At 56.0% G+C, this 24,222-nt stretch carries 20 protein-coding genes; 2 read left to right on the forward strand and 18 right to left on the reverse strand.

All coding sequences use genetic code 11. The features are described 5' to 3' along the window. Positions 1-54: 54 nt before the first annotated feature. The 6 genes from ybgE to mngA all read right to left on the reverse strand — a co-directional run bounded on the left by ybgE (position 55) and on the right by mngA (position 8,447). Entirely contained in the window at positions 55-345 is a 291-nt protein-coding gene (ybgE, locus tag ACHH0Z_RS05130) for a cyd operon protein YbgE (protein WP_045407769.1), read from the reverse strand. Beyond that, positions 345-458 carry a cytochrome bd-I oxidase subunit CydX gene (gene cydX, locus ACHH0Z_RS05135; RefSeq protein ID WP_003858598.1) on the reverse strand — a complete coding sequence of 38 codons (114 nt, stop codon included), beginning with the start codon at positions 456-458 and terminating at the stop codon, positions 345-347. Before cydX ends, ybgE begins: the two co-directional genes overlap by 1 nt. 14 nt (positions 459-472) lie before the next feature. Beyond that, the gene (cydB, locus tag ACHH0Z_RS05140) at positions 473-1,612 is read right to left on the reverse strand and encodes a cytochrome d ubiquinol oxidase subunit II (RefSeq protein ID WP_045407770.1); all 1,140 of its coding nucleotides are present in this window, start codon (positions 1,610-1,612) and stop codon (positions 473-475) included. A 15-nt stretch (positions 1,613-1,627) separates the two neighbouring features. Continuing rightward, on the reverse strand, positions 1,628-3,196 hold the full coding sequence (cydA, locus tag ACHH0Z_RS05145) for a cytochrome ubiquinol oxidase subunit I (RefSeq protein WP_008501098.1): 1,569 nt from the start codon (positions 3,194-3,196) through the stop codon (positions 1,628-1,630). A gap of 680 nt (positions 3,197-3,876) precedes the next feature. Further along, positions 3,877-6,507, reverse strand: coding sequence for a mannosylglycerate hydrolase (gene mngB / locus ACHH0Z_RS05150; protein WP_045407772.1), 2,631 nt, complete (start codon positions 6,505-6,507; stop codon positions 3,877-3,879). A 23-nt stretch (positions 6,508-6,530) separates the two neighbouring features. Next, positions 6,531-8,447 carry a PTS 2-O-a-mannosyl-D-glycerate transporter subunit IIABC gene (mngA, locus tag ACHH0Z_RS05155; RefSeq protein ID WP_045407774.1) on the reverse strand — a complete coding sequence of 639 codons (1,917 nt, stop codon included), beginning with the start codon at positions 8,445-8,447 and terminating at the stop codon, positions 6,531-6,533. Positions 8,448-8,617: 170 nt separating this feature from the next. Here mngA and ACHH0Z_RS05160 point away from each other — a divergent pair, with 170 nt between their 5' ends. After that, complete coding sequence (locus tag ACHH0Z_RS05160) at positions 8,618-9,334, forward strand: GntR family transcriptional regulator (protein ID WP_045407777.1); 717 nt, start codon at positions 8,618-8,620, stop codon at positions 9,332-9,334. 83 nt (positions 9,335-9,417) lie between these two features. Here ACHH0Z_RS05160 and sucD read toward each other — a convergent pair whose 3' ends face one another. The 8 genes from sucD to sdhC form a co-directional block, all read right to left on the reverse strand. Beyond that, positions 9,418-10,287: a succinate--CoA ligase subunit alpha gene (gene sucD / locus ACHH0Z_RS05165; protein WP_008501094.1), complete on the reverse strand. Its 870-nt coding sequence runs from the start codon at positions 10,285-10,287 to the stop codon at positions 9,418-9,420. Next, a complete protein-coding gene (gene sucC, locus ACHH0Z_RS05170) occupies positions 10,287-11,453 on the reverse strand; it encodes an ADP-forming succinate--CoA ligase subunit beta (RefSeq protein ID WP_006809579.1) in 1,167 nt (388 codons plus the stop codon). Before sucC ends, sucD begins: the two co-directional genes overlap by 1 nt. A gap of 95 nt (positions 11,454-11,548) precedes the next feature. Beyond that, on the reverse strand, positions 11,549-12,769 hold the full coding sequence (gene odhB, locus ACHH0Z_RS05175; protein WP_008501093.1) for a 2-oxoglutarate dehydrogenase complex dihydrolipoyllysine-residue succinyltransferase: 1,221 nt from the start codon (positions 12,767-12,769) through the stop codon (positions 11,549-11,551). A 14-nt stretch (positions 12,770-12,783) separates the two neighbouring features. Then, entirely contained in the window at positions 12,784-15,591 is a 2,808-nt protein-coding gene (gene sucA, locus ACHH0Z_RS05180; RefSeq protein ID WP_008501092.1) for a 2-oxoglutarate dehydrogenase E1 component, read from the reverse strand. Between the two features lie 248 nt (positions 15,592-15,839). Then, entirely contained in the window at positions 15,840-16,556 is a 717-nt protein-coding gene (sdhB, locus tag ACHH0Z_RS05185; RefSeq protein ID WP_008501090.1) for a succinate dehydrogenase iron-sulfur subunit SdhB, read from the reverse strand. Positions 16,557-16,571: 15 nt separating this feature from the next. Then, the gene (sdhA, locus tag ACHH0Z_RS05190; protein ID WP_008501089.1) at positions 16,572-18,338 is read right to left on the reverse strand and encodes a succinate dehydrogenase flavoprotein subunit; all 1,767 of its coding nucleotides are present in this window, start codon (positions 18,336-18,338) and stop codon (positions 16,572-16,574) included. Then, positions 18,338-18,685 carry a succinate dehydrogenase membrane anchor subunit gene (sdhD, locus tag ACHH0Z_RS05195; RefSeq protein WP_008501088.1) on the reverse strand — a complete coding sequence of 116 codons (348 nt, stop codon included), beginning with the start codon at positions 18,683-18,685 and terminating at the stop codon, positions 18,338-18,340. The genes sdhA and sdhD overlap by 1 nt, the downstream gene beginning before the upstream one ends. Next, positions 18,679-19,083: a succinate dehydrogenase cytochrome b556 subunit gene (gene sdhC / locus ACHH0Z_RS05200; RefSeq protein ID WP_045408083.1), complete on the reverse strand. Its 405-nt coding sequence runs from the start codon at positions 19,081-19,083 to the stop codon at positions 18,679-18,681. Before sdhC ends, sdhD begins: the two co-directional genes overlap by 7 nt. Positions 19,084-19,722: 639 nt before the next feature. Here sdhC and ACHH0Z_RS05205 point away from each other — a divergent pair. Beyond that, positions 19,723-21,006: a citrate synthase gene (locus ACHH0Z_RS05205; RefSeq protein WP_008501086.1), complete on the forward strand. Its 1,284-nt coding sequence runs from the start codon at positions 19,723-19,725 to the stop codon at positions 21,004-21,006. 85 nt (positions 21,007-21,091) lie between these two features. Here ACHH0Z_RS05205 and nei read toward each other — a convergent pair whose 3' ends face one another. The 4 genes from nei to pxpB are packed head-to-tail and all read right to left on the reverse strand — an operon-like array spanning position 21,092 to position 24,211. Continuing rightward, positions 21,092-21,883, reverse strand: coding sequence for an endonuclease VIII (nei, locus tag ACHH0Z_RS05210; RefSeq protein ID WP_045371902.1), 792 nt, complete (start codon positions 21,881-21,883; stop codon positions 21,092-21,094). Positions 21,884-21,901: 18 nt separating this feature from the next. Continuing rightward, positions 21,902-22,642: a 5-oxoprolinase subunit PxpA gene (gene pxpA, locus ACHH0Z_RS05215; RefSeq protein WP_023293012.1), complete on the reverse strand. Its 741-nt coding sequence runs from the start codon at positions 22,640-22,642 to the stop codon at positions 21,902-21,904. Further along, entirely contained in the window at positions 22,629-23,561 is a 933-nt protein-coding gene (gene pxpC, locus ACHH0Z_RS05220; protein ID WP_021241019.1) for a 5-oxoprolinase subunit PxpC, read from the reverse strand. Before pxpC ends, pxpA begins: the two co-directional genes overlap by 14 nt. Next, the gene (pxpB, locus tag ACHH0Z_RS05225) at positions 23,555-24,211 is read right to left on the reverse strand and encodes a 5-oxoprolinase subunit PxpB (protein WP_045407779.1); all 657 of its coding nucleotides are present in this window, start codon (positions 24,209-24,211) and stop codon (positions 23,555-23,557) included. Before pxpB ends, pxpC begins: the two co-directional genes overlap by 7 nt. Between the last annotated feature and the right edge of the window lie 11 nt (positions 24,212-24,222).

A 24,222-nucleotide genomic window follows, 5' to 3' on the forward strand; every position in this document is an offset into this window, starting at 1 on the left:
GAGTAAATTTTTATGGGCTCGGGTAAGCCCATAACGTTAACGGACATTTCTTATTCAGAGGAAGAAGAAAATCAAGCCGGCGAGTAGCACCAGATCGGCGATCGGCGGGCAAAAAATTCCCTGCCAGTGAACGGCTTTCGGACGAAAGCCCACGCCGTGGATCACACCTGCGCACACCGCCCACATGATGAGGAAGCCGTGCCAGATTTCAAGCTCGCTGGTTTTCGCTGCAAAGCGCGAAGGGTCCCAGAAGATACAGCCTGCCAGCAGTAATGCCATCACTAAAGAAAGCGCCCGTAACGGGCGCTTATCCATTACCGCGTAAAGTTTCGCGATAATATTCATCAGTGTTTTTCTTCACCCGCTTTGGTCGCTTCTACGTGCTCAAGCGCCAGGGCAGTGATGACACCAAATGCACAGGCAAGAAGCGTCCCTAAAATCCATGCGAAATACCACATATTCAGCTCCTTACTTAATACATAGAGTGGGTGTTGCTTTCGATATGTTCTTTCGTGATGCGGCCGAACATTTTCCAGTAACACCAGATGGTGTAGGCCAGAACAATCGGAACGAACACGCAAGCAACATACGTCATCAGGTTCAGCGTCATATGGCTGGACGTTGCATCCCACATGGTCAGGCTAGCATTCAGCATGGTGCTGGATGGCATGACGAATGGGAACATCGCAATACCCGACGTCAGGATGATGCATGCCAGAGTCAGTGAAGAGAACACGAACGCCAGCGCGCCTTTTTCCAGACGAGACGTCAACATGGTCAGCAGCGGCAGCAGCACGCCCAGCGCCGGGATCGCCCACAGCACAGGGGTATTGTTGAAGTTCACCAGCCATGCTCCCGCCTGACGCGCCACTTCTTTAGTCAGCGGGTTAGACGGTGCGGTGTGGTTAATGGCAGACGTCACCACGTAGCCATCAATGCCGTACACCACCCACACACCGGCCAGCGCGAAGCAGACCAGCGTAACCAGCGCAGCAACCTGAGCCGTCGCGCGGGAGCGCAGATGCAGCTCGCCTACGGTACGCATCTGCAGGTAGGTTGCGCCCTGAGTGATGATCATCGCCACGCTGACGACACCGGCCAGCAGACCAAACGGATTCAGCAGCTGGAAGAAGTTACCGGTGTAGTAAAGACGCATGTATTCGTCCAGGTGGAACGGTACGCCCTGCAGCAGGTTACCGAACGCCACGCCGATCACCAGCGGTGGAACGAAGCTACCGATGAAGATGCCCCAGTCCCACATGTTGCGCCAGCGGGTATCTTCAATCTTCGAACGGTAGTCGAAACCGACCGGACGGAAGAATAAAGAGGCCAGCACCAGAATCATCGCCACATAGAAACCGGAGAACGCAGCCGCGTAGACCATCGGCCAGGCAGCGAACAGCGCGCCGCCTGCGGTGATCAGCCACACCTGGTTACCGTCCCAGTGCGGGGCGATGGAGTTGATCATGATTCGACGCTCGGTGTCATTACGACCGAGGAAACGGGTGAGCATCCCCACCCCCATGTCGAAACCATCCGTGACGGCGAAACCGATCAGCAGAACGCCAACCAGCAGCCACCAGATAAAACGCAATACTTCATAATCGATCATTTGATGACTCCTGTCTTAGCGTGCCGGCTGAGTAGTCGCAGTGGACTGCTCGTAGTGATAGCGACCGGTTTTCAGGCTGCTTGGGCCAAGGCGCGCGAACTTGAACATCAGGAACAGTTCAGCCACCAGGAACAGGGTGTACAGACCACAAATCAGCAGCATGGAGAAGATCAGGTCGCCTGCGGTCAGGGACGAGTTCGCTACCGCCGTTGGCAGCACCTCACCGATCGCCCATGGCTGACGGCCATATTCCGCCACAAACCAGCCGGACTCAATCGCGATCCACGGCAGTGGAATACCGTACAGCGCGGTGCGCAGCAGCCATTTTTTCTCGCCGATGCGGTTGCGAATCACGGACCAGAAGGACGCCGCAATGATCAGCAGCATGATGATGCCGCAGCCCACCATGATACGGAATGCGAAGTACAGTGGCGCAACGCGTGGAATTGAGTCTTTGGTTGCCATCTGGATCTGCGCTTCCGTCGCATCAGAAACGTTCGGGGTATAACGCTTCAGCAGCAGACCGTAACCCAGATCTTTCTTCACGTCGTTAAACTGATCGCGAACGGCCTGGTCGGTAGAACCGGCACGCAGCTGTTCCAGCAGCGAGTAGGCTTTCATACCGTTACGGATACGCTCTTCGTGCTGCACCATCAGCTCTTTCAGACCCGTCACCTGCTTATCAACAGAACGGGTGGCGATGATACCCAGCGCGTAAGGGATTTGAATAGCGAAGCGGTTTTCCTGCGCGTCCTGATCGGGAATACCGAATAGCGTAAAGGCAGCAGGTGCCGGCTGGGTTTCCCATTCGGCTTCGATAGCGGCCAGTTTGGTTTTCTGCACGTCGCCCATTTCGTAACCGGATTCATCACCCAGAACAATAACAGAGAGAATCGCAGCCATACCGAAGCTTGCAGCGATAGCAAAGGAGCGCTTGGCGAACGCGAAGTCACGACCGCGGAGCATGTAGTAAGAACTGATACCCAGTACAAACATCGCGCCGCACACATAGCCAGAAGCGACGGTGTGAACGAATTTAACCTGAGCAACCGGGTTCAGGACCAGCTCGGCAAAGCTGACCATCTCCATACGCATGGTTTCGAAGTTGAAATCAGACGCGATAGGGTTCTGCATCCAGCCGTTCGCGACCAGGATCCACAGCGCGGACAGGTTCGAACCTAATGCCACCAGCCAGGTCACCGCCATATGCTGGACTTTACCCAGACGGTCCCAACCGAAGAAGAACAGACCTACAAAGGTGGATTCAAGGAAGAATGCCATCAGACCTTCAATGGCCAGCGGCGCACCGAAGATATCCCCTACATAGTGGGAATAGTAAGACCAGTTAGTCCCGAACTGGAACTCCATGGTCAGACCGGTTGCCACGCCCAGTGCGAAGTTGATACCAAACAACTTGCCCCAGAACTTGGTCATATCTTTATAAATCTGTTTGCCGGAGAGAACGTATACCGTTTCCATGATGGCCAGCAGGAACGCCATACCGAGCGTCAGTGGCACAAACAGGAAGTGGTACATCGCGGTCAAGGCAAACTGTAAGCGCGACAGTTCGACTATATCTAACATCATGACTCCTTGCTCATCGCATGAAGACTCCGAGAGTGAACCCCGTCAGAAAGAGATCCACACGCATGCCCCAATACAAATTATTCGCATCCTTGTCGTCGTTATTACCCTGAAGGAGGATAAAAACGATGACGTGAGGTTACAAATACGTTAATAAAAAACTCAAATTGATACCGCAAATATAATACGCTGCAAAACCCTTACAATAAACAGGTTTTTATTGAATCACATTTACGTTTTTCGACGGTGATCAATTTATAGCAAAATTACCACTTTTCGGCCATTTTGATCGGGAACAATTTAGCGCTTTTCAGCACCTTTTTCCAAGGATTAAACTTTGATTTAAATCAAAAACAAACCTTGATGTTAACTATGTTTAATCGTGGTGAGAATGGTAAAAACCATGTTAATGATATGTGCATGTAAAGATGTGATTGGTTATCGAAGACGAAAAAAAATATAAACAGAAGTGATTTTAATTAACGCGAAACAAAAGCCTCATTTCGATGCGCGGCAAACAATAAAGCATAGTCGGGCCGGGTTATTTTTCCATGGTATTTATGCACCCCTTCGTAATTACATTTATTTTACTTTTGTCACCCCATAACTTAACACCACGGCGTGACTATTTAATGAAAAAGGCCGCAAACAGTGCAGCCTTTTAATGATATCAGCGATTCTCAGGCAAGAAGAAGGCTAAAGGTTCGCGACTGTCCCGGTCTGAACGCCCCGACAATGCCTTCGTCTTCACCGTGGTCCATCAGCCGTTCATTCATGTCCGTTTCGCAGCACCGCTTCACCGCCGGATTGACGGATAGCGTCGCGTCACATGCGCTGGACTGTGAAGGGTTGAACAGACGAAGAATGAGCTCATCACGATCTTCCGCTTTTTTGATCGCACTGAGTACGCATCCCGTTGGCGAAAGCGCTAACAGGCTGTAACTTTCCGGCGTGGTCAACGACGCGCGATTCAGCTTCATTGCATCCCAGGGGATCTTGTTATAACACTGCACCGGCGTTAACCACGATTGAGCCTGCTGCGCGACACCCGCGTTTTCCGGCGTGCCGCTGAAGCTGAAGAGGCTAAAGCGACAGCTTAGCGGACCACGCACCTGAGCGTCCGGTACCGGCATTTTGATACCGGATGGTCTGCCGGGGCGCAGGAGCAGATCTTCTTTGCCGAGTACCCCCACGCCGCGCAGCAAGGTCAGAGCAAATGCCTTTTGTTCATCGCCCACGACTTCAAATTCACGCAGCCCCTCGGTAAATAGCGCAAGCCCGTTTCGTTTTTCCTGCAGGACGGCGTAGTTGAGTAAATTCCAGACGGGAACCGGCGCTTCTTTCCACCCCTCCTCCTGCCAGTTTTGCATCGCCGCGTCCTGCACCGGACGAGAGATCGTGCCAAACTGCGTATCCGCTAACACCTCCCGGGTCGCAAACGGCGTTGGGATGAGCACGCGAACGCGGTGGTCGTCGGCCTGATTATCCAGGCGCACCGCCACGTCAATGCGTCTGCTGTTGCGGCTTAGCGTAATTTCAAATTCAGCGTCGAGGTAGCCGTTTCGCTGGCGCGCCGCGCGTTCCGCCAGGTTCGCCGGAACGGCGATTCGATGGCGGATAACTGCCCTGCTCTGCCAGCCTTCATGCGTAACCTCAAATTCATGCTCGCCCTGCGCGGAAGTGAGTCTCCACTCTTGCCGCGAAGGCGAGTAGTCGTACTCATCGCCATCATCCGAGCTCTCTTCGATTTCCAGCACGCGGTCATAAATAAGCCCGGTTTCTTTGTCGCGCAGGCGCAGCGAACCGTCGTCATTTACGTCAATCTGCCAGAAGGCGTTTTCAAGTAGGGAGGCGGTATTTTCCCCCGGAGAGAGCACCTTCCCGGCCACGTTAGGTTCGATAAACAGCGTACGGTAGCCCATCGACGGCAATATCTGGCTGAGCTGAATATCAAACTCCATAAACGGTTCGTAATTGCCGTAGTGAACAATTTGTCGGTCAATGAGGCCAGGGTCGAGCTCGCGCGCGCTGCGGATGAAATACGGGATCACGTTGCCTTTGTCATCCAACAGACGGAACTGGCTGGCGCGCAGTCGAATCGTGGTGTTCATCACCTCTTCACGCGGCCAGGGCATCAGGTTGAACATCACCAGCTTATCGGCATCGCTTTGCGGCATGTTGTCGACAATCTTGCGCATATAGAAACGCGCCAGGTTGTCTGCCATGTCCTCAGCCAGCTCGAAGCGGGAGACAATCTCGCGATGCACCTTGTCGCTGCAGCAGCAGCCGATGCTGTCGTGAGCGTGGTTTTTGAGGATCTCTTTCCACATTTTCTCCAGCAAGCCGTGGTGGTAGTCGAAGCCCAGCGTCCAGGCAAGCGTCGCCAGCGGCTCAAGGATATTGACAATTTTGTTCTCAATACGCGCATGGGCGATTTTGATATCCATGCGCGTGGAGCCGATGGTCCGGTGCACGCGCATGTATTTCCCGTCGATAAACTCACCTTTTAACGTCGCCAGGTCATCGCGGTGCGCGTCGATGCGATCAAAGACCTCCTCAAACCGGCTCATCACAAATTGACGCTGCGGATAGATTTCACGCAGCTTCTCCATCACCGCGAAAATGTTCTGCTGCAGCGGCATCTGGTCGTGTCCGTTGGGCAGCAAAATCGCTTTGGTGACGGACGCCTTTTCCAGAACCTCGAAATAGCTGTCGAGCCGTTTTCGCAGCCCCGCTTCGTCCTCCGGTAAGTACTTACCAATCGCGTAGCCCAGCGGCAGCACCTGTGCCGTCACTTCACTGCCGTCCTGGCTCTGCCAGAGAAATTCGGTTTTATCGGTCCCGTGGCGTTCAGAACAACCGCGCCAGAACATCGTGCGGGTAATGCCAAACCCGTTATAGATATGCGGAAGCTGGCCGGACATGCCAAACGAATCCGGCAGATAGCCGATCTTCATCGGCTCGCCGAAGGCCATACAATCCCGGATGCCGTACATCAGGTTGCGGACAATCGACTCGCCGCTCACGATCGTGGTATCGGTCTGGGTATACCAGGGGCCGATAATCAGCTTTCCACGCTCGACAAGCGCCTTTACGCGAGAGCGGTTTTCGGGCACAACGGCAAAATAATCCTCCAGAACAGCCGTCTGTCCATCGAGAACATAGTATTTGTACTCATCATCCTGCTCCAGCCGGGTCAGAATCTCTTCCATATTATTGACCAGAAGAATACGCGACTCTTCGGTGGTGAAGTACCACTCACGGTCCCAGTGCATATGCGGCGTGATATGAACGCGAGATACAGCTTTCATCTTCGTTTCCTGTTTGTGCGTTTTTACGATAAGGCGTCTTCAGTGACGTAGTTGCCCTTTTTTACCGCCTGGCGTCGCCAGAGCAGCAGAACCAGGGTGGAGATAGCGGTACCCACCAGCGCCGCGCCAAACCAGCCCGCCGCGGCAACCACACCGCCCAACCCGGCATCGTGAAGTAAAAAGAGAGAGAAAATCCCGGCCCCCGGCGTAGACAACCCGATCCCCATCGCACCGACAGCCGCGCCCGTCACCATGGATCCGAGTACAAATGAGCCAATGACGCGAAGCGGATCTTCAATCGCCATCGGAATCGCCCCTTCGGTAATGCCCGCGAGGCCGAGCAGCCAGGTCGATTTACCGGTTTCAATTTCAAACGACTTAAACAGCTTCGGTGCCAGCATCGTTGACGCCGTGACGGTGAAGGCTGAGACCATTTTGACGGAAGCAAAGATCGCATAGGGACCGTATACCCCGTTCGCCATCGCCCCCAGGCAAAACGCGTAAGAGGCTTTGTTGACCGGGCCGCCCAAATCGAATGAGCACATAAACCCGAGGATTGCCCCCAGAAGCAGCGCATTCGCGCCGGAGAGACCGTTAAGCCAGACGGTGAGCGTGTTATTAAGCCAGGCCACCGGTTCGCCAATCACAAACAGCATCAGGCTGCCCGCGCCCAGCACGCCAATCACCGGATAGAGATAAAAAGTCAGAAAGCCGTTGTAGCGGCTACTGAGCCGCATGTGGTTTTTCACCCAGCGCATCAGATAGCCCGCGATCAGCCCACCGACGATAGCGCCGAGAAAACCAGAGCCGATCATGTTGGCAGCCAGACCGGCCGCAAAGCCCGGCGTCAGCGCGGGTTTATCCGCCAGCGAGTAGGCGGTGTAGGCCGACAGGACAGGCACCATCAAAATGCCGAGCATGCCGCCGCCAAGCTTGCGGTACATCCACAGCCACGAGTTTTCCTGGTCAAACAGGTGCTGCAGGCCAAGGATTTGCGCCAGCAGTACCGATACGGCCAGCACCGTACCGCCGGCGACGATCAGCGGCACCGCAAAAGAGATGCCGCTGAGAAGCGCCTGCTTGAGTTCAGTTTTAACGCGCTTTTTCGTTTCGGTATCGACCTGCGCATGGCGCGCATCGGTAGAAGGCTTTAGCGCCAGCGCGCGCTCAATCAACGCTTCAGCATGACGCAGGGGTTCCGCAACGGGCACGGAAATGGCGGGGATCCCCTGAAAGCGCTCGCTCTCTTTGATCGCCACTTCAGCGGCAAAAATACACGCTTTCGCCTCCTGCAACTGCTGGGCAGTAATGCGCCCTTCGATGCCGTTCGCCCCCTGCTTTTCAACCACCACGTTGACGCCGAGCTTACGTCCCGCTTTCTCCAGGTACTCTGCGGCCATATAGGTATGCGCGATCCCCGCCGGACAGGCGGTGACACAGACGACGGTTGGTGCATTCACCGGCGTATCAGCCTCGTCTTCCTTCGAGACACCGTTCAGCGCATCAAGCAGATCCTCAGCCGTCTCTGCAGCCATAACGCGTTCCCGGAGGACATCATCGGCCAGGCGAGACGTCAGCGCCGTCAGCACCTGGATATGCGTGGATCCCGCTTCAGCTGGCGGGATGGCAAGCAGGACGATCAGCTCTACCTGTTCAGGGCCGTCCACCCCCTCCCACTCCAGCGGTTCGCGCAGCGTAGCAACCGCAAAAGCCGCTTCGTTCACCGCGTTCGATTTACCATGCGGGACAGCCAGCCCTTCACCCAGGGCGGTTGGCCCCTGCGATTCGCGACGGTAGACCTCCGCCAAAAATGCCTCGCCATCTGTGATTTTGCCCAGCGCCACCAGCCGCATTGTAAGCTGGCGAATGGCCTCATCACGGCTGGCATAGTGCGCCTGCACGCAGACAGCACTGGTGTGGGTCAGAGTCGTCAGGTTCATAAGATCCTCACACATACGTTGTTATTGTCTGGCGGCAATTGTGACAGGCCACACAATACATTTATGTGATCATTTTCACTAACAACGAAAATTTGTATTTGAGTTGTATTATTTACAAATTTTAAGCGGGAGGCATAATTCCATGAAAAGGTATTAGAAAGGCAGATTCGATGGGTAACAAACCGATGTACCGGCAAATAGCCGATGCGCTTCGCGAAAAAATCAGTGCGGGAGAGTTAAAGCCTGGCGATGCGTTACCGACGGAATCCAGCCTTCAGGAGGCATTCAACGTGAGTCGCGTCACGGTGAGACAGGCGCTGAAGCTGCTTACGGAAGAGCAGATCGTCGAGAGCATTCAGGGCAGCGGCACCTACGTAAAAGAAGAGCGCGTCAATTACGACATTTACCAGCTCACCGGGTTTTACGAAAAACTGGCGGACCGGAACGTGGATACCCACAGTGAGGTGAGCATTTTCGAAGTGCTGAAAGCCGATGCAAAACTTGCCGAAAAGCTGAATCTCTCTCATGACGATAAAGTCTGGCACGTTAAACGCGTCCGCTTTATCAAACAAAAACCGGTAAATCTGGAAGAAACGTGGATGCCGCTGGCCCTGTTCCCCGACCTCACCTGGGAAGTGATGGAGAATTCGAAATACCACTACGTTGAGCAGATCAAAAAGCTGGTTATCGATCGCAGCGAGCAGGAGCTGGTGCCGATCATGCCGTCAGAGGAGGCGATCGCCGCGCTGTCGCTCGATCCGGCAAAGCCGATCCTGGAAAAAGTCTCCCGCGGGTTACTGAAGGACGGGCGGGTATTTGAATACAGCCGCAACGTGTTCAGTACCGATGATTACAAGTTCACGCTAGTCGCCAGACGCAGGCAATAAAAAAGGCCGCTTTACAGCGGCCAACCATGTCGAAACGGACATTTTTATACTGCAACGCCCCCCTTTCGGGGAGCAGAGAGGACTTACTTAATGATGGATTTCAGTGCTTCGCCGATATCCGCCAGGCTGCGAACGGTCTTCACGCCTGCGGCTTCCAGCGCTGCGAATTTCTCATCAGCCGTACCTTTACCACCGGCTATGATCGCGCCTGCGTGACCCATACGCTTCCCTTTCGGCGCGGTCACACCCGCGATGTAACCCACAACTGGCTTGGTCACGTGTTCTTTGATGTAAGCAGCTGCTTCTTCTTCCGCGCTACCACCGATCTCACCGATCATCACGATCGCTTCGGTCTGTGGATCTTCCTGGAACAGCTTCAGGATGTCGATAAAGTTAGAACCCGGGATTGGGTCACCGCCGATGCCCACGCAGGTGGACTGGCCGAAGCCGTAGTCGGTGGTCTGCTTAACCGCTTCATAGGTCAGGGTACCGGAACGGGACACGATGCCCACTTTACCCGGCTTGTGAATGTGGCCCGGCATGATGCCGATTTTGCATTCGCCCGGGGTGATCACGCCTGGGCAGTTCGGGCCGATCATACGCACGCCAGCTTCATCCAGCTTCACCTTCACGGTCAGCATATCCAGCGTCGGGATGCCTTCTGTGATGGTGATGATCAGTTTGATGCCTGCGTCGATCGCTTCCAGAATAGAATCTTTGCAGAACGGCGCCGGAACGTAGATCACGGTTGCGGTTGCGCCCGTCGCTTCTACGGCTTCACGCACGGTGTTGAACACCGGCAGGCCCAGGTGGGTGGTGCCGCCTTTACCTGGCGTTACGCCGCCAACCATCTGCGTGCCGTAGGCAATCGCCTGTTCGGAGTGGAAAGTCCCCTGGCTACCGGTGAAGCCCTGGCAGATAACCTTGGTATCTTTATTAATTAAAACTGACATTATTTCCCCTCCACTGCGGCAACAACCTGCTGAGCTGCATCCGTCAGACTTTTCGCTGCAATAATATTCAGGCCGCTGTCAGCCAGTTTTTTCGCGCCGAGTTCAGCGTTGTTACCTTCCAGACGCACAACCACCGGAACGTTAACACCCACTTCTTCTACCGCACCGATGATACCGTCGGCGATCAGGTCGCAACGGACGATGCCGCCGAAGATGTTAACCAGAACGGCCTTCACGTTGTCGTCGGAGAGAATGATTTTGAACGCTTCGGTTACGCGCTCTTTGGTTGCGCCACCGCCCACGTCGAGGAAGTTCGCTGGCTCACCGCCGTGCAGCTTAACGATGTCCATGGTGCCCATCGCCAGGCCCGCACCGTTAACCATGCAGCCGATGTTACCGTCCAGCGCCACGTAGTTCAGTTCCCACTGAGCAGCCTGTGCTTCACGCGGGTCTTCCTGAGACTGGTCGCGCATTTCGCGCAGATCCGGCTGGCGGAACAGCGCGTTGCCGTCAGCGCCCAGCTTGCCGTCGAGGCAGATCAGATCGCCCTGGGTCGTGATCACCAGCGGGTTGATCTCGATCAGCGCCAGATCGCGCTCCAGGAAAATGGTCGCCAGGCCCATGAAAATCTTGGTGAACTGCTGAACCAGCTTGCCTTCCAGACCCAGTTTGAACGCCAGCTCGCGACCCTGGTAGGGCATTGGGCCTGCCAGCGGATCGATAGCCACTTTGTGGATCAGGTGCGGGGTCTCTTCCGCCACTTTTTCGATTTCCACGCCGCCTTCGGTAGATGCCATGAACACCACGCGACGGGAGCTACGGTCAACCACCGCGCCCAGGTACAGCTCTTTCGCGATGTCGGTTGCCGCTTCAACCAGGATCTGGTTAACCGGCTGGCCGTTCGCGTCTGTCTGGTACGTTACCAGACGCTTGCCGAGCCAATGTTCAGCAAACGCACGAATCTCTTCTTTGCTCTTAACAACCTTCACACCGCCCGCTTTACCACGGCCACCAGCGTGAACCTGACACTTAACTACCCACGGGCCGGAACCGATTTTAGATGCGGCTTCTTCTGCTTCACGCGGGGTAGTACAGGCATAACCCACCGGAGCCGGTAAGCCATACCGGGCAAACAGCTGTTTGGCCTGATATTCATGTAAGTTCATGTGTTCTATCCATCCTTCAGGGTAATCGTTATCTTCAAACCTGTAGACCGGCGCAGCGTGTGCCGGTCTACGGGGCAGGTGATGCTAAATCGTGACTAGACGTCCAGCAGCAGACGCGTTGGATCTTCGAGCAGCTCTTTAATGGCTACCAGGAAGCCCACGGACTCGCGGCCGTCGATCAGGCGGTGGTCGTAAGAGAGCGCCAGGTACATCATCGGCAGGATCTCAACTTTACCGTCTACCGCCATAGGACGATCTTTGATGGCATGCATACCCAGGATCGCGCTCTGCGGCGGGTTAATGATCGGGGTAGACATCAGCGATCCGAAGACGCCGCCGTTGGTAATGGTGAAGTTACCGCCGGTCAGGTCGTCTACGGTCAGCTTGCCGTCGCGGCCTTTCACCGCCAGCTCTTTAATGTTTTTCTCGATGTCGGCCATACCCAGGGTATCCACATCACGCAGAACCGGGGTCACCAGGCCACGTGGGGTCGAAACCGCCATGCTGACGTCGAAGTAGTTGTGGTAAACCACGTCATCGCCATCAATGGACGCGTTCACTTCCGGGTAGCGTTTCAGCGCTTCAACCACCGCCTTCACGTAGAAGGACATAAAGCCCAGACGGATACCGTGACGTTTTTCAAACGCGTCACCGTACTGCTTACGCAGGTCCATGATTGGCTTCATGTTCACTTCGTTGAAGGTAGTCAGCATCGCGGTAGAGTTTTTCGCTTCCAGCAGACGCTCGGCCACGCGCTTACGCAGGCGAGTCATCGGCACGCGTTTTTCGCTGCGAGCGCCCAGAGCAGGCTGTGCTGCCGGTGCTGCCGCAGGGGCTTTCGCTTCCGCCTGAGCAGGCGCTTTCGCCAGATGCTTGTCGATGTCTTCACGGGTCAGACGACCGCCCACACCGGTGCCTTTAATGGCTGCCGGGTCAAGGCTGTGTTCCGCCAGCAGGCGACGGATCGCCGGGCTGAGGGCATCGTTAGACTGCTCTTCCAGAGAGGCCTGCTGGCGCTGCGCTGGCGTAGACGCTTTCTCTTCAGACTTCGCGCTGGACTCTTTGCCCGCGCTGTTGCCTTCACGCAGGCGACCCAGGATCTGACGAGAGGTGACGGTGGTGCCTTCGTCTTCCAGCACCGCGTCCAGAACGCCATCCGCCGAAGCCGGTACTTCCAGTACCACTTTGTCAGTTTCGATTTCTACCAGCACTTCATCGCGCTTAACGGCATCGCCTGGTTTTTTGTGCCAGGTAGCGACGGTCGCATCTGCTACAGATTCAGGCAGGTCGGGAACAAGAATATCTACGCTACTCATTATGTATCCTTTAATTAATCGACGTTCAGCGCGTCATTGACCAGATCTTGTTGCTGCTTCTGGTGAACGGACATATACCCTACCGCCGGAGAGGCGGAGGCCGGGCGACCTGCATAGCGCAGGGCTGACCCAAATGGAATCACTTCACGGAAATGATGCTGGCTGCAGTACCATGCGCCCTGGTTGAGCGGCTCTTCCTGGCACCAGACAAAATCATGAACGTGAGCGTACGGTTTCAGCGCTTCCTGCACCGCCTGGTGCGGGAACGGATAAAGCTGTTCGATACGCACGATGGCGACATCTTTCTGATCGTTCTTACGGCGCTGTTCCAGCAGGTCGTAATAAACCTTACCAGAACACATCACCACACGCTTCACGGCCTGTGGATCCAGCTCGTCAATTTCACCGATGGCCGGCAGGAAGGTACCGTTGGCCAGCTCTTCCAGGCTGGACACCGCCAGCGGGTGACGCAGCAGGGATTTCGGCGACATGACCACCAGCGGACGACGCATACCGCGCAGCGCCTGACGACGCAGCATGTGGTAAACCTGCGCCGGGGTCGACGGCACGCAAACCTGCATGTTCTGCTCGGCGCAGAGCTGCAGATAACGTTCCAGACGCGCGGAGGAGTGCTCCGGCCCCTGGCCTTCATAGCCGTGCGGCAGCAGCATCACCAGGCCACACATACGGCCCCATTTCTGTTCGCCGGAGGAGATGAACTGGTCGATCACCACCTGCGCACCGTTGGCGAAGTCGCCGAACTGCGCTTCCCAGATGGTCAGGGTGCGCGGTTCTGCCGTGGCGTAACCGTATTCGAAAGCCAGTACCGCTTCTTCAGACAGCACGGAGTCCCAGACCTTGAACTGGCCCTGACCGTTGTGCACGTGCTGCAGCGGGGTGTAGGTTGAACCGTTAGACTGGTTGTGAACCACCGCGTGACGGTGGAAGAAGGTGCCACGGCCCGCATCTTCACCGGACAGACGAACAGGAATGCCTTCGTCAACCAGCGTCGCGTAAGCCAGCGTTTCCGCGCCGCCCCAGTCGAACAGCTTCTCGCCTGCCGCCATGGCCTGACGGTCAGCATAAATTTTCGCCACGCGAGACTGCATCTCGATAGCGTCCGGCACGGTGCTGATGCGTTTAGCCAGCTCCTGCAGGCGCTTCATCTCCACCTTGTTCGGGTAGCTCTCATCCCACTCGTGATTGAGGTACGGCGACCAGGTAAAGGAGTGCATGTTCATCGGGCGCAGCTCTTTCACTACGCATTCACCCGCGTCCAGCGCGTCGCGGTAGAGGTTGACCATTTCGGTCGCATCTTCCAGCGTCGCCACTTTGTCGCTTTCCAGCTTGTCAGCATAGATTTTGCGCGGCGTCGGGTGTTTTTTGATTTTCTGGTACATCAGCGGCTGGGTTGCACTTGGCTCATCCGCTTCGTTGTGGCCGTGACGGCGGTAGCAGAAGAGGTCAATGAACACATCACGTTTGAAGGTATTACGGAAGTCCAGCGCCAGGCGGGTCACGAAAGCCACGGCTTCCGGGTCATCCGCGTTAACGTGGAAGATCGGCGCCTGAACCATCTTACCGATGTCGGTGCAGTACGGGGTAGAACGTGCGTCAAGCGGGTTAGAGGTGGTGAAGCCCACCTGGTTGTTGATCACGATGCGAACGGTACCGCCCACTTCATAACCACGCGCTTTGGACATGTTCAGGGTTTCCTGCACCACGCCCTGCCCTGTCACCGCCGCATCACCGTGGATGGTGATTGGCAGAACTTTGTTGCTGCTCGGCTCGTCCAGACGATCCAGACGCGCGCGCACGGAACCGATAACCACCGGGCTGACGATCTCGAGGTGCGACGGGTTAAACGCCAGCGCCAGGTGAACCAGACCGCCTTCGGTTTCGATATCTGACGAGAAGCCCATGTGGTACTTCACGTCACCGGTACCGAGATGTTCTTTATGTTTGCCCGCGAATTCGTCGAACAGGTCCTGCGGTTTTTTACCCAGCACGTTGACCAGTACGTTCAGACGACCACGGTGTGCCATGCCCAGCACCACTTCACGGGTGCCGCTCTTGCCTGCGTGACGAATCAGCTCTTTCAGCATCGGCACCAGGGCGTCACCGCCTTCCAGCGAGAAGCGTTTTGCGCCCGGGAACTTCGCGCCCAGATAGCGCTCAAGGCCTTCTGCTGCAGTCAGTTCGCTGAGGAAGCGTTTTTTCTCATCAGCCGAGAAGGTCGCGTGGCCCGCTACGGATTCGATGCGCTGCTGGATCCAGCGCTTCTCTTCGGTAGAGGTAATGTGCATGTATTCCGCGCCGATGGAGCCGCAGTAGGTTTGCTTGAGCGCGTCAATCAGATCGCCCAGCTTCATCGTGTCTTTGCCGATGGCAAAGGAACCTACGTTAAAGCTTTCCTGGAAATCGGCCTCGGTCAGATCGTGATACGCCGGATCGAGATCGGCCACACGGTCTTGTTTCCACAGTCCCAGCGGATCGAGATTCGCATGCTGGTGACCACGGAAGCGATAAGCGTTGATAAGCTGCAGGACTTTAACCTGCTTCGCATTGGTGTCAGGGTCGGAAATCGCAGAAGAGTAACGTGAGGCATCCTTCGCCAGACGACGGAAATAATCACGTGTTTTGGAATGGAATTGATCCGGTTTGACCCCTGTACCAGGCAACTGCTGGAACATGGAACGCCAGTTTGCGTCCACTGAGTCAGGATCGGTTAAGAAGTCTTCATAGAGCTGTTCTATCCAGCTCTGGTTGGCACCAGAGAGGTAAGAAGAGTCCAGCCAGGCTTTCATTGCGCCGTTCTGCATCGTGATCCCTTAAGCATTTTTATGCTTACTTTCGCCGTAGAAACTACCACGCACACCACGTGTACGTGCCGGGGTTCACCTGCGAGCTCTTTTCATTTGGCCCGCGAAGGAACCTTTAGAAACTGTCTGGACTTCAGGGTAGTACAGGGCAGTTTTTAAAGGTTTCTGCATTTTGCCCGGTGGCGCTACGCTTACCGGGCCTACAGTTTCGTAGGCCGGATAAGCGCAGCGCCATCCGGCAAAGTTACTTACGCACTGCGCTGCAGCAGCATCGACTTAATATGGCCGATGGCGCGCGTCGGGTTCAGCCCCTTCGGACACACACTGACGCAGTTCATGATGCTATGGCAGCGGAATACGCTGAAAGCGTCACTCAGTCCTTCCAGACGGCTGTCGGTTTCGGTGTCGCGGCTATCGATCAGGAAGCGATAGGCAGCCAGCAGACCGGCCGGGCCGATAAACTTGTCCGGGTTCCACCAGAACGACGGGCAGGACGTAGAACAGCATGCGCAGAGAATACACTCGTACAGACCATCGAGTTTTTCACGCTGCTCAGGAGACTGTAAGTGCTCACGAGCCGGTGGATTTTGCCCATTATTCAATAAGTAAGGCTTAATCTTCTCATATTGTGCATAGAATTGCCCCATGTCTACCACCAAATCACGCACGACCGGCAGGCCTGGCAGAGGACGGATAACAATTTTCTGACCAGGACGCTGCAACGCTGAAATTGGCGTGATGCAGGCCAGGCCATTTTTGCCGTTCATGTTCACACCGTCAGAGCCACACACCCCTTCACGGCAGGAGCGGCGGAACGACAGGGTTGGATCTTTTTCTTTCAGCTGGATTAAGGCATCCAGCAGCATCATGTCGCGACCTTCTTCCGCTTCAAGCGTGTAATCCTGCATGCGCGGAGCGTCGTCTACATCCGGGTTATAACGATAAACTGAGAATTCGAGTTTCATTATCCTGTCTCCGCATTAGTAAGTACGAATCTTCGGCGGGAACGCCGGACGCAGTTTCGGTTCCATGTTGACGCTACGACGCGTCATGGTTTCCGACTCTGGCAGATACAGGGAATGGCACAGCCAGTTTTCGTCATCACGCTCCGGGAAGTCGAAGCGGCTATGCGCGCCACGGCTTTCGGTACGGAAGTTTGCCGACATCGCGGTCGCGAACGCGGTTTCCATCAGGTTATCCAGCTCCAGGCACTCAACGCGCTGGGTGTTGAACTCGCTGGAGGTGTCGTCCAGACGGGCATTTTTCAGACGCTCGCGGATCGCTTTCAGCTGCTCAAGACCTTTGGCCATCGCGTCGCCTTCGCGGAATACCGAGAAGTTGTGCTGCATGCATTCCTGCAGCGCTTTACGGATTTCCACCGGATCTTCGCCGTTACGGTTGCCGTTCCAGCGGTTGAGGCGCTCAAGAGAGGCATCAATTTCGTCGTCGGTCGCATCACGCAGCGCGCCCTGCTCGGCAATGGATTCCTGCAGATGCAGACCCACTGCGCGACCAAACACCACCAGATCCAGCAGCGAGTTGCCGCCCAGACGGTTTGCGCCGTGTACGGATACGCAGGCAATTTCGCCCACCGCGAACAGGCCAGGAATGACCACGTCTTCGCCCTGCTCGTTCACGGTCAGCGCCTGACCGGTCACTTTGGTCGGAATACCGCCCATCATGTAGTGGCAGGTTGGGATAACCGGAATCGGCTCTTTCACCGGATCGACGTGCGCGAAGGTGCGGGACAGTTCCAGGATGCCCGGCAGACGGGACTCCAGCACTTCTTTACCCAGGTGGTCGAGCTTCAGCTTGGCGTGTGGACCCCAAGGGCCGTCACAGCCGCGGCCTTCACGAATTTCGATCATGATGGAACGCGCCACCACGTCACGACCCGCCAGGTCTTTCGCATTCGGGGCATAACGCTCCATGAAGCGCTCGCCGTGTTTATTCAGCAGGTAGCCACCTTCACCACGGCAGCCTTCTGTTACCAGCACGCCTGCACCGGCGATACCGGTTGGGTGGAACTGCCACATCTCCATATCCTGCACCGGCACGCCCGCGCGGATAGCCATACCGACACCGTCACCGGTGTTGATGTGGGCGTTGGTAGTGGACTGGTAAATACGGCCTGCACCGCCGGTCGCCAGCACGGTTGCACGGGCTTTGAAGTAGACCACTTCACCGGTTTCGATGCACAGCGCGGTACAACCAACGATGGCGCCATCGGCGTTTTTCACCAGATCCAGCGCATACCATTCGGAGAAGATGGTGGTGTGGTTTTTCAGGTTCTGCTGATACAGGGTGTGCAGCAGCGCGTGACCGGTACGGTCAGCCGCCGCCGCGGTGCGTGCCGCCTGCTCGCCGCCGAAGTTTTTCGACTGGCCGCCAAACGGACGCTGATAGATGGTGCCATTTTCCAGACGGGAGAACGGCAGACCCATGTGGTCCAGCTCCAGAATCGCTTCCGGGCCAGTTTTACACATATATTCGATGGCATCCTGGTCGCCAATGTAATCGGAACCTTTTACCGTGTCATACATGTGCCATTCCCAGTTATCTTCATGGGAGTTACCCAGCGCAACGGTAATACCGCCCTGCGCAGACACAGTATGGGAACGGGTTGGGAAGACTTTAGAGAGCAGCGCACAGCTCTGGCCACTCTGGGAAATTTGCAGTGCGGCACGCATACCTGCGCCACCGGCACCAATCACAACAGCATCAAATTCTCTGACTGGCAGTTTCATTACACACCCCACACCACAACGAATCCATAAATAACGTAAACCACCAGTGCAACCACAATGGCCAACTGCAGTGGAAGGCGAATCGCCAGCGGTTTAACGTAATCGGTCAACACCTGCCACATGCCAATCCAGGCATGAATAAGGATGGAGAAAAGGGCCAGCAGGGTGAACACTTTGGTGAAGGCGGATCCGAAGAACCCACTCCAGATTTCCCACGTCAGCGTGCCGCTGGTCGCGAAGAAACCGATCATATAGATGATGTAGAGGGTGAGAACGATGGCGGTAGCACGGACCAGAATGAAGTCATGTACGCCGTTGCGTCCTAATGCGGAGGCGTTGCTTACCATACGAGAACTCCTGCGAGAAGTGAAAGCACGACTGTAATCACAAATGAAATGTTAGCGGAGCGCTTCCCGGCTTCGAAGGTCTCTTCCAGATAGCCAAAGTCCATCAGCATATGGCGAACACCCACCACAACGTGGTACGCCAGTGCGGTCAGAATGCCCCACATGATGAATTTCACGAAGAAGGTGTTCATGATGGCAGAGGCCTGGAGGAATCCTTCAGGGGAAGAGAGGCTGGTGCCCAGTAACCACAGCAGAATACCGACCGCCACAAACGTAATCACACCAGAAACACGGTGCAGAATGGACGCTATTGCTGTTACGGGGAACCGGATCGTTTTGAGATCCAGATTGACAGGTCTTTGTTTTTTCACATTTCTTATCATGAATAACGCCCACATGCTGTTCTTATTGTTTCCTTCCTCCGGACTGCGATGCGGGTCAGACAGCGTTCCTTTTCTATAACTGCGCGTCATGCAAAACAGTGCTTCCAGATGCTTAAACGACACATTACAACGCTGGGTGGCTCGGGATTGCAGGGTGTTCCGGAGACCTGGCGGCAGTATAGGCCGTTCACAAAATCATTACAATTAACCTACATACAGTTTGTCGGGTTTTCTCTGGAACAGTGATCAGGGTCACGATAACAACATCTTTTTAATTTTTAATCATCTGATTTGACAAATGTTAAACAATATTGTTACAAACGTCATCAGAAAAGGCATATAATGCGCAAAAGTTATGAGGTCTCTCTTTCACCTGACAAATAGTTATGTAACAGTGTGATGGTATTGACCGAAGTTATCAGGACAGTTATTAGTGATATACAGGTTTGAATAATTCGGACTGCAAAAACGCTGATTTGCTGTTGTTTCACTGATATTTCATTCGTTTACCTGCAAGGCGCCATAGCTCTGTACCCTGGTTTGTCCTCGTGAGCTGAGCGGTAAGCCAAATAACAATCTGGTAACGGTGATTAACAGCTGAAAGCAAATCCGGTAAAGCGCAGTCTTAAGCATAAGGCGCTAAGGAGACCGTAAATGGCTGATACAAAGGCAACGCTCACCCTAAATGGTGACACTGCTATTGAACTGGATGTGCTAAAAGGCACGCTCGGTCAGGATGTTATTGATATCCGTACGCTGGGTTCCAAAGGGGTATTCACCTTTGACCCTGGATTTACCTCTACCGCATCTTGCGAATCCAAAATCACCTTTATCGACGGTGACGAAGGTATCCTGCTCCATCGCGGCTTCCCTATCGATCAGTTAGCCACCGAATCCAACTATCTGGAAGTGTGCTACATCCTGCTGAACGGCGAAAAACCGACGCAGGCACAGTTCGATGAATTTAAAACCACCGTGACCCGTCACACCATGATCCATGAGCAGATTACCCGTCTGTTCCATGCGTTCCGTCGTGACTCTCACCCAATGGCGGTGATGTGCGGGATTACCGGTGCGCTGGCCGCGTTCTACCACGACTCCCTTGACGTGAATAACCCGCGTCACCGTGAAATCGCCGCTTACCGTCTGCTGTCCAAAATGCCGACCATGGCGGCGATGTGTTACAAATACTCCATCGGCCAGCCGTTTGTGTATCCGCGTAACGACCTCTCCTACGCGGGCAACTTCCTGCGCATGATGTTCTCCACGCCGTGCGAAGAGTACGAAGTGAACCCGGTTCTGGAACGCGCGATGGACCGTATTCTCATCCTGCATGCTGACCACGAACAGAACGCCTCGACCTCAACCGTTCGTACCGCAGGCTCTTCAGGCGCGAACCCGTTCGCCTGTATCGCTGCGGGCATCGCCTCCCTGTGGGGACCGGCGCACGGCGGCGCGAACGAAGCGGCACTGAAGATGCTGGAAGAGATCAGCACCGTTGAGCACATTCCTGAGTTTGTGCGTCGCGCGAAAGACAAGAATGACTCCTTCCGCCTGATGGGCTTCGGTCACCGTGTTTACAAAAACTATGACCCGCGCGCCACCGTGATGCGTGAAACCTGCCACGAAGTGCTGAAAGAGCTGGGTACCAAAGATGACCTGCTGGAAGTGGCGATGGAGCTGGAACACATCGCGCTGAACGACCCGTACTTCATTGAGAAGAAACTCTACCCGAACGTCGATTTCTACTCTGGCATTATTCTGAAAGCGATGGGCATTCCGTCTTCCATGTTCACCGTGATCTTCGCCATGGCGCGTACCGTAGGCTGGATTGCGCACTGGAACGAAATGCACAGCGAAGGCATGAAGATCGCCCGTCCTCGTCAGCTGTATACCGGCTACGAGCAGCGTGATTTTAAGTCTGACCTGAAGCGCTAAAAGTTAAGCCCGGTGGCGCTAACGCTTACCGGGCCTACAAATGCGAAACGTAGGCCGGGTAAGGCGTAGCCGCCACCCGGCTTTTTTATTTTTGACAATGTGGACACCAGTAAAAGGGTCTCGAAGAGAGCATAATCCTGTCGATAATCCCGCCGCACCGCTCGCACTTCTTCCCCGCCCGATGAAACACCTTGAACCGGAACAGCGCCCCGTGGTGCTTGTTTTCATCTACGATGCCACGCGTGTTGTACGACAGCCGCGGGATGTCCAGCAGCGCGTGGGACAGCACCTCCAGCTGTTCATCGCTCAGCTGAGAAGCTTTGTGCTGCGGTGCCAGCCCGACTTCCCAGAGGATCTCCACCCGCAGGTAGTTGCCAAGCCCGGCGAGAAAGGCCTGGTCAAGGAACAGGCCGGAAAACTGCCGGTTGCGGAATGTGGGCGATAGCAGCCGGGCCTTCACATCGCTCGCCGTCAGGCGCATATCCAGCACGTCCGGCCCAACCCGCTGTAAGAACGGGTGCGTGAGCAACTGCTCAGGCGTTAACATTTCGATATCAGAAGCGCTATAGAGCAGGATCGCCTTATCCGCCGTTTGCAGCCTGACGCGCAGCACGCGGGTCGTTTGCGGCTGTTCACCCGCCTCCACCACGCGCCACACGCCGTAAAGCTGGTTGTGGCTATATAACGTCAGGTTATGGGAAAAGTGCGTGAGCAACGCTTTGCCGCGCGTTTCAATATGCGTTACCGACTGCCCCACCAGCTGCGATTCAAACGGTTTCAGTTGAGGAAAAGCAAACCAGACCTCCGTCAGCGGTTTGCCCTTTATCGCCGCCTCGAGGCTATCCGCCGCGCGGCGGATCTCCGGGCCTTCTGGCATTTTTCTGTCCTTTTATGATTAATCTGCGCTGACAAGAATGCCCTCTTCAGCGAACGCGGCCCGCAGGCGGCGCGCGAACTGGAGCGCATGCTCGCCATCGCCGTGTAAACATACCGTATCAGCCTGAACGTGCGCCGTTGTGCCATCCACGGCGGTCACTCGCCCGTAGCGCACCATCTCCAGCGTCTGCGCCAGCGCTTTCGCTTCATCGGTAATCAGCGCACCGGCTTGCGTGCGCGGAACCAGACTGCCGTCCGGCATGTATCCCCGATCGGCAAACACCTCCTGCCGCGTGGTCAGCCCCAGCCGTTCTCCGGCACGAATAAGCTCACTGCCCGCCAGGCCGACCAGAATCAGCTGCGGATTACAGTCCCGCACCGCACGGGCAATCGCCGCCGCCAGTACCGGGTCTTTTGCCGCCTGGTTATAGAGCATACCGTGCGGCTTCACGTGACGCAGTACGCCCTTCCCGGCGCGAACCATCGCCTCCAGCGCGCCAATCTGGTAGAGCACCTGCGCGTAGACCGTCTCAGGCGGCAGATCCATCGCGGTGCGGCCAAAGTTTTCCCGGTCAGGGAAGCTCGGATGAGCGCCAATCGCCACGCCATTTTTGATAGCATGACGCACGCTCTCCAGCATGGTTTGCGCATCGCCCGCGTGGAAGCCGCAGGCGATATTGACCGAGGAGACCAGCGTCATCAGCGCCGCGTCGGCGCTGCCGCCCTCGCCCAGATCGGCATTCAAATCAATCTTTACCATCTAGCCTCCACGCCAGCTGTTCGAGATAGCGCTGCTGATCCTGCCGCGCCTTTAGCGCTTCCTCCAGCGAACACTGCACGAAGTGAATCGGCTGTCCGAGGGGAATTTGCGCCAGATGGTAGCGATCGGCTTCAATAATGCAGGCAATTCGCGGATAGCCCCCCGTCGTCTGCGCGTCGTTCATTAAGACGATCGGTTGCCCGTTACCTGGAACCTGAATCACGCCGGGCAACAAACCGTGGGAGAGCAGTTCCCGGTCGGTGGTCCGGATCAGCGGCTGCCCCTGCAGACGATAGCCCATTCGGTTACTCTGCGGACTAAGCTTCCACGGCGCGCGCCAGAAAGACTCTTTTGAGGCCTCGTCGAACTCATGATATTCCGGCCCCGGTAAGGCGCGGATCTGGTTTCCCCAGAGAAGTTGTTTCACCCCCTGAGCCGTCGAGAAGTGACGCGAAGAGGGCTTAATCGCCAGGCGATCGCCGTCGCGCAACAGACGTCCTTCGTGACCGCCTATCCCGGCTTTCTGATCGGTACTGGATGAGCCCAGCACCTCAGGCACATCAATGCCGCCAGCCACCGCGAGATAGCTACGCACGCCGTGCAGAGGACGCTTTAAGGTCAGACGCTGCCCGGCTTTCGCCCGCAGACGCCAGCCGGTCCACACCGCTTTGCCGTCCAGCGTGGCATCACAGCCGGCGCCGGTGAGCGCGAACCAGGTCTCCTGACCAAACTCAATGACACACTGGCCGAGCGTAATTTCGAGCGCCGCCGTGCTGCCGGGGTTGCCCACCAGCACGTTAGCGATTTCCAGCGCAGGACGGTCCAGCGCGCCACAATAGCTCACGCCGGACTGGCGCATGCCAAAGCGCCCGGCATCCTGTACGGAGGTGTAAAGCCCGGCGCGAATAAGCGTTAACATACCCCCTCCTTCTGCGGGATAAAGCGAAGGGTGTCGCCCGGGCGCAGGAGTATTGGCGACGCCAGCGCGGGGTCAAATAACGGGGTGGAGGTATGCCCAATAAGCTGCCAACCACCGGGCGAAGCCAGCGGATAGACGCCGGTCTGCTCGCCACCAATCGCGACCGTCCCCGCCGGTACGCTCAGGCGCGGTTCAGCGCGGCGCGGCGTATGCAGCCGGGGAGATAATCCCCCCAGATACGGGAATCCGGGCTGGAATCCCAGGAACCAGACGACGTAATCCACCGAACTGTGCAGTTCAACCACCTGCTTTTCGGTGAGCCCGCAATGGTCTGCGACCACACCAAGATCCGGTCCCCCCGTACCGCCATAAACGACCGGGATCTCAATGGCACGCGATTCCGGCTCCAGCGCCTCGCTCTCTTCCCACCAGCGCTGTAAACGCTCGATGGCATCCAGCGCCAGCGTATGCGGACTACGCAGCACCACCGTGATGTTATTCATCCCCGGAATGGCTTCAACCACGTCCGGCAGATCGACCAGACGCTGGGTTAGCCGCCAGATACGCTTTTGCGTGGCAAGGGTCACCGGCGGCTCGAGCTCCAGAACCACTGCCGTTTCTCCCAGAAGATAACAACGCGCTCGCTGCACTCAGGCACCTC

The sequence above is a fragment of the Enterobacter cloacae complex sp. 2024EL-00227 genome, assembly GCF_043945315.1.
In the GTDB taxonomy this organism is placed as follows: domain Bacteria; phylum Pseudomonadota; class Gammaproteobacteria; order Enterobacterales; family Enterobacteriaceae; genus Enterobacter; species Enterobacter roggenkampii.